The following is a 5,991-nucleotide window of genomic DNA, read 5'->3' on the forward strand; positions in this document are numbered from 1 at the left end:
TCCCCGATAGTCTTGACGTGCAGCGAACCGGCATCGACCGAAGAGTGAACACCGGCTACTTCGACGCCAAGCTTATGGCAGGAGCGCGCGATCCGGCAAGCAATCTCACCACGATTCGCAATCAGGATTTTTTTAAACACGATCAGTCCTCTGTCGTCACATCCGCAGTACGCCAAAATCCGTGTGCTTCTGCGGCAGGCGGCCCGCAAGGTCGAGTAGCAGCGCCATCACATTTCGCGTCTCGAGCGGGTCAATCACCATGTCACACCAGGTATTGCGGGCGAAGTTGTACGCGTTAGCGAAGCCTTCGAATTCTTCGCGAACCGGTGCGCGGTAGGCTTCACGCTCGCTTTCGGTCCAACTTGTTCCCTCGCGCTTGTGGGTCTCGTCCTTCACCATCGCAAGCGTGTTGGCAGCCTGATCGGGGCCCATGATAGCTGAGCGTCCGTTAGGCCACATCATCATCGCGTTCGGCCGGAACGCGCGACCGCACATCGAAAGATACCCTGCACCGTAAGCGTTGCCGATAATCAATGTGTATTTTGGCACGTTAGCACTGGCCATCGCGGTGATCATCTTGGCACCATTCTTCGCAATGCCGCCTTCCTCCGCTTCCCGGCCGACCATAAAACCGGTGACGTCCGCCATAAACAGCAAGGGAATTTTGCGCTTGCAACAGAGGTCGATAAAGTGAGTTGCCTTTAGCGCGCTTTCGGAAAACAGCACGCCGTTGTTGCACAGGATGCCGATTTCGAAGCCCATGATACGACCAAATCCAGTGATCAGGGTTTCTCCATACAGTGGCTTGAATTCGTGGAACTCACTATCATCCACAATACGGGCGATCACATCGCGATTGTTTGTCGGCACCTTCGGGTCAGCGCTGATGAGGCCGTAAATTTCGGCAGGGTCGGCGCGCGGCGGAAGTGGCGACGATGTACTCCATTTCTGCTGCGGGACATCGCCGAGTCGGGCAACGATATCTCGGGTAATAGCGATGGCGTGACTGTCGCTTTCCGCTAGATGGTCAGTAACGCCGCTGATGCGGCTATGCATCTCACCTCCGCCAAGCGCTTCGACACCGACCTCTTCTTTTGTAGCTGCGTAGACGAGCTGCGGTCCACCGAGGAACATTGCGCCCTGATTGCGCACGATCACGGTCTCGTCGCATAGCGCTGGAATATATGCGCCACCAGCCGTTGATGGACCATGTACCACTGCGATCTGCGGAATACCCTCAGCGGACATCCGGATCTGGTTGTAGAAAATTGATCCAAACTGACCTTCGTCTGGAAATATGTTTGGTTGGTCCGGCAGATTAGCGCCCCCAGACTGCACAAGAGTAATGCAGGGCAAACGATGTTGCCATGCGAAGCGCTGGGCTCTGACGTGCTTTTTGCACGTTATGCCGTAATAGGTACCACCCTTAACCGTAGCATCATTTGCAATTATCATGCAGGCGCGGCCTGATACAATGCCAACGCCCGTGATTATGCTACCCCCAGGCGGAACGCCGTCATGCAGGCCTTCCCCGGCCAGTTGGCAGAATTCTAAAAACGGTGAACCAGGATCAAGAAGTGCGGTGATCCGCTCGCGCGGCAATAGTTGCTTGCGCTCCTTATGCAGCCGTCGAGCCCGCTCCGGTCCGCCGATGGTGGCCGCCGCGCGACGAGCGTGCAGATCAGCGATCCGAGCTTCATAAGCTTGGCGATTGCGCTGAAATTCGTCGCTTGTGGTCGAAATATCTAACTTCATAGTAGCCATGCGGCGTTTGACCTAATAGCTGCGCGGCAAGCCCATCACGTGCTCGCCGATATAGTTGAGGATCATCTCGCGGTTAAGTGGCGCGGTTTTTAGCAGACGCACCATCGGATAGATGTCAAAGATGCCATATTCTTTTGTAAAGCCATTACCTCCGTGGCATTGAATTGCGGTGTCTACAGCTTTGATGCCGGCATCCGCTGCGGCGAGCTTTGCCATGTTCGAAAACTCACCAGCCTCGCGCCCCTGATCGAAAGTCCAAGCCGCCTTCAAAGTCATCAAAGAAGCCATTTCAATATCAGTGCGCGCGTCCGCCAGCGGGTGTTGAAGGCCTTGATAGGAGCCTATGGGAACGTTGTTGAATACCTTCCGTTCTCGCGCGTACTCGACAGCCCGGTTGAGGGCATACCGGCCAAGACCGCAACAGATTGAACCAACCAAAATTCGTTCGGGATTGAGGCTCTTGAACAAGATACCGAAACCTTGGTCGATCTCGCCTACAACATCCTCCGGTCCGAGATCTACATCGTCGAAGAATAGCTGCCATTGCGTCTCCGGCGCCGGAATACTGACAGGAATGTATTGCTTCTGAAGTCCCTTAGACTTGAGATCTACAATGAACAATGTGAAGCCGTCGGTTTTCTTGCTAACGTCAGTGTGGAGCTTAGTGCGAGCGACAACGAGCGCATAATCAGCTCCATCGGCGTCGGTGATGAATGTTTTCTGACCATTTAAGGAAAATCGATTCCCGCGCTTGGTTGCAATCGTGCTGGTGCGGATCGTGTTAGTACCAGCATCAGGCTCCGTGATCGCGAAGCAGAAACGAGTCTTGCCGGAGCACGCATCGGGGAGATAGCGCGACTTTTGTGCCGTTGTACCGTGTTTCGCTATGAATCCTAAGCTCATTGCCGCCCCGACAACTAAATTCAAAAGAGGAATTCCGTTGTTCGAGAGGCCCTCCAAGAACAGGTGCATTTCGACCATGCCTTGACCTGCACCGCCGTACTCCTCCGGCACCATCGTTCCGACGAAGCCATCGTCGGCAACTTTTTGGTACAGAGCCTCCGGGAATTGGTGCTTGTCAGCGCAATCCATCCAATAGCGCCGATCAAACTTTTTCGCGATGGAGTTTCCATAGTCGAGGATCTGTTGCTGTTCCTGCGTGAGATCGAAGTCCATGATGAAGCTCCTTTTCCAAGTTCAGAAAATATCCTACGCAGAACGTCGCCTGCGCGCAATCTAACAATCGTTAGAAACTAACGCTTGTTAGAAATTTTGACGTAGTTTTTAATCGGTTTCTGCATCGAGGCGGCTCTACGAGCGGCGAAAGCGCGGTAGAGCTGTCCCGTCCCCCGAAATCTCCACCACCAACGTGACATTCAAATCGAAGGTGACGTCTTCAGGTGGCCCGCCTGTAAAAGTGCTGATCATTCGTGGGCCCTCTTCGAGATCGACCAGCAGGACTGCATAAGGCACGTCGTCCTTGAAGGCAGGGCCTGGTGCGCGATGCACGACGCTGAACGAATGGACCTTGCCGCGTCCGCATGCCGGTCGATGCCTGATATCCTCGGCGCCGCACTGTCGGCACATACCTTGCTGGTAATATTGGACATGACGGCATTTGTCACAATGTTGCAGCAGCAAAACGCCTTCGCGCAGTCCCCGCCACAACTGCGCGGAGTCCGCATCGGGCGACGGGATCGGCTTTTCGCTGGCTCTGTCATTGCCTGTCACAGCACATTCTCCGTACCGAGAACCGTAGTCGCGTTTGTCGCGTAACCTGCGCCCAAGCTGTGGACAAGCCCGAGCTGTGCGCCAGCAACCTGCCGTTCACCACACTGTCCCCGCAGCTGCGCGATCACCTCGTAAAAATGAAAGAGCGAGCCTGGCATGCCTGGGTGCGCAAAGGACAGAAGCCCGCCGTGAGTATTAGATGGAATCTGACCACCATAGGTCATATGGCCATCAGCGACAAAACGGCCGCCTTCCCCCTTTGGACAAAAGCCCAAGTCTTCCAGCATCATAATAACCGTACCGGTGAAACAATCGTAGATTCCGGCGATATGCATATCCTTGGGGCCATATCCTGCCATGGCGTAAGCGTTGCGGCTGGACATGACGGCGCCGGTGGATGTTAGCGACGGCATCAGAAATATGTGCTCGTGCGTGTAGCACTCGCCGCCGCCTAAGATATAAATTGGATTAACAATACCGAGTTCCTTCGCGTGCTCGGCGGAGGTTAAGATGAATGCGGCTCCACCATCTGAAATTAACGAGCAATCAAGCTTGTGATAGGGTGTGGTGACCCAACCCGAATTCAATACGTCGTCGATGGTGATCGGCGCGGTTTGCTGAGCGCCCGGCGTGCGTGACGCGTGCCGCCGCGACACCACCGCGACTTCAGCGAGTTGTTCCGCCGTCGTACCGAACTCCCGCATGTGACGATGAGCTGTCATGGCAAAAGTGTTAGCTACTGGAATCCCATACGGCATTTCGTATTGCTGGTCACGGCTTTCAGTCATCGAGCGTAACGCCATCTCTGGCGTTAACCCTGTCATCAAGCTATCACCGGCCGTCAAGAGAATGACTTTCGCTAAACCGCCTTGGATCGCAGCGGCGCCGATATTGAACATCGTTGCAGCCGTTGCGCCCGATACCTGCAACGTATTCGAGAATGTCGGCTGAATGCCAAAATACTCACTCAGGGCTACGCTAAACCGATGAAATGGAGATGCGAAAGCGTGACACGACAGTACCCCATCGACGACACTTTTCTCTAGGCCGGCATCGGCGAGTGCTTTTTTGGAAGCGTCGGCGGCCAGCCATAGAGGGCTTCGCCCTGGCACTTTACCGACCGGTGATATACCGATGCCGATGACCGCGACTTTGCCGCGCAGCGTAGTTTCACTCAAAATGCATTTCCTCCCGCGGCAGCCTTGGTGAGCATGGCCTCGAGCTCGTGGCGCTGGACCTTGCCGCTGGTCGAGCGCGGAAATTCAGAGAAATTGATAAACTTGAATTGTTGCGGACACTTGTAGGCGGCAAGCTCGCGTCGGCAAAGGCGCACAAGATCCGCTTCGGTCACGCTGTCATCGCTTCGGGCGACAAAAGCGACAGGGACTTCTCCCCATCTATTGTCTGCTGCTCGAACAACCGCGGCTTCCGCAACGCGGCTGTCACTCATGAGAACACGCTCGATCTCGGCGGGATAGACATTCTCACCGCCGGACTTAATCAGATACTTGACGCGATCGACAAATTCGAGCGTGCCATCTTCGTTTCGGCGGAATACATCGCCCATATGAAACCATCCATTTCGGAAATCCCGTTGGTTCACGTCGTCGGCTTGCCAATATCCGGAAAACAAGGTGGGACCGCGCATGACAAGTTCACCGGGCATGCCCTGCGTAACTTCGCGGTCCAGAGGGTCCACCAATTTGACCTGGCAAAACGCATTTTGTTGCTTCGGAAGCTGCTGCGGAACAATTCCGGGAGCAATCAGCGCACGCGTTGCGGGAGGCAACCCCGTCTCGGTTGCGCCGAAACTATTAAGGTAGGGTGCCTGTAATAGCTCGGTGACTTCAGCAATCGCATGAGGCGGAACCAAGTCGGCCATAGCTCCGCAAATGCGAACACCTTTAACAAGTGTACCTTCTTGCTTCAACGCTGCAGCGAAGGCCTCGACCATGCCCGGAATTAAAACCAGCCATCCAATTTGATGATGGGAGAGAGCATCGAGCATCGGCTTGATCTGAAATCCGTCGATCATTACGACGATACCGCCGCGAAGCAATGTCGAGATCGCATGATCGGTAGATGCCATATGGAACATTGGCGCCCAAGCTACGAAGCTATCGCGATTTGAGATGGCAAGCTCGGAACTGAAAACCAACGATCTCGCGATCATTGCGCGATGCGAGATGACAGCGCCTTTTGGCACCCCCGTGGTCCCGCTCGTATAGAGGATCACGAGGCCATCTTCTGCTTGGGCTACAATCTGACACTCGTGATCGATCTGCTGCGCCAATTGATCTTCGTACGGTGGTCCGATCTCGAGTATATTCCGATCGCCATTTTCAAGAATGCTTTTCAGGTCAGTCTCTACGATAACGAGTTTGGGGGAAACAAGGTCGATGCAATAGCTGAGTTCGCGTGACGATAGACGCCAGTTGAGGCAAGCGGTTATGACGCCGAGATTCGCTGCGGCAAGTTCAACCTCAATATATTCGG

At 54.7% G+C, this 5,991-nt stretch carries 6 protein-coding genes; all 6 read right to left on the bottom strand.

Annotation, left to right across the window (positions count from 1 at the left end; all coding sequences use genetic code 11):
- Positions 1 to 140: biotin carboxylase N-terminal domain-containing protein (locus tag ACIQ17_RS29770; protein WP_398473060.1), on the bottom strand; the 140-nt coding region annotated here is incomplete at its 3' end.
- A gap of 16 nt (positions 141 to 156) precedes the next feature.
- On the bottom strand, positions 157 to 1,764 hold the full coding sequence (locus tag ACIQ17_RS29775) for a carboxyl transferase domain-containing protein (RefSeq protein ID WP_398473054.1): 1,608 nt from the start codon (positions 1,762 to 1,764) through the stop codon (positions 157 to 159).
- Between the two features lie 12 nt (positions 1,765 to 1,776).
- On the bottom strand, positions 1,777 to 2,940 hold the full coding sequence (locus ACIQ17_RS29780; RefSeq protein ID WP_398473055.1) for an acyl-CoA dehydrogenase family protein: 1,164 nt from the start codon (positions 2,938 to 2,940) through the stop codon (positions 1,777 to 1,779).
- Between the two features lie 135 nt (positions 2,941 to 3,075).
- Positions 3,076 to 3,495 carry a Zn-ribbon domain-containing OB-fold protein gene (locus ACIQ17_RS29785; protein ID WP_398473057.1) on the bottom strand — a complete coding sequence of 140 codons (420 nt, stop codon included), beginning with the start codon at positions 3,493 to 3,495 and terminating at the stop codon, positions 3,076 to 3,078.
- A complete protein-coding gene (locus ACIQ17_RS29790) occupies positions 3,492 to 4,673 on the bottom strand; it encodes a thiolase C-terminal domain-containing protein (RefSeq protein ID WP_398473058.1) in 1,182 nt (393 codons plus the stop codon). Before ACIQ17_RS29790 ends, ACIQ17_RS29785 begins: the two co-directional genes overlap by 4 nt.
- Positions 4,670 to 5,991 (bottom strand): AMP-binding protein (locus tag ACIQ17_RS29795; RefSeq protein ID WP_398473059.1); only part of this gene is annotated, 1,322 nt, incomplete at its 5' end. The genes ACIQ17_RS29790 and ACIQ17_RS29795, both read right to left, overlap by 4 nt.

This window comes from Tardiphaga sp., assembly GCF_044340795.1.
GTDB lineage: Bacteria > Pseudomonadota > Alphaproteobacteria > Rhizobiales > Xanthobacteraceae > Tardiphaga.

Coding starts and splice junctions, on each gene's coding strand:
- ACIQ17_RS29775 (WP_398473054.1), bottom strand. CDS start 1,764: ATGGCTACTATGAAGTTAGATATTTCGACCACAAGCGACGAATTTCAG.
- ACIQ17_RS29780 (WP_398473055.1), bottom strand. CDS start 2,940: ATGGACTTCGATCTCACGCAGGAACAGCAACAGATCCTCGACTATGGA.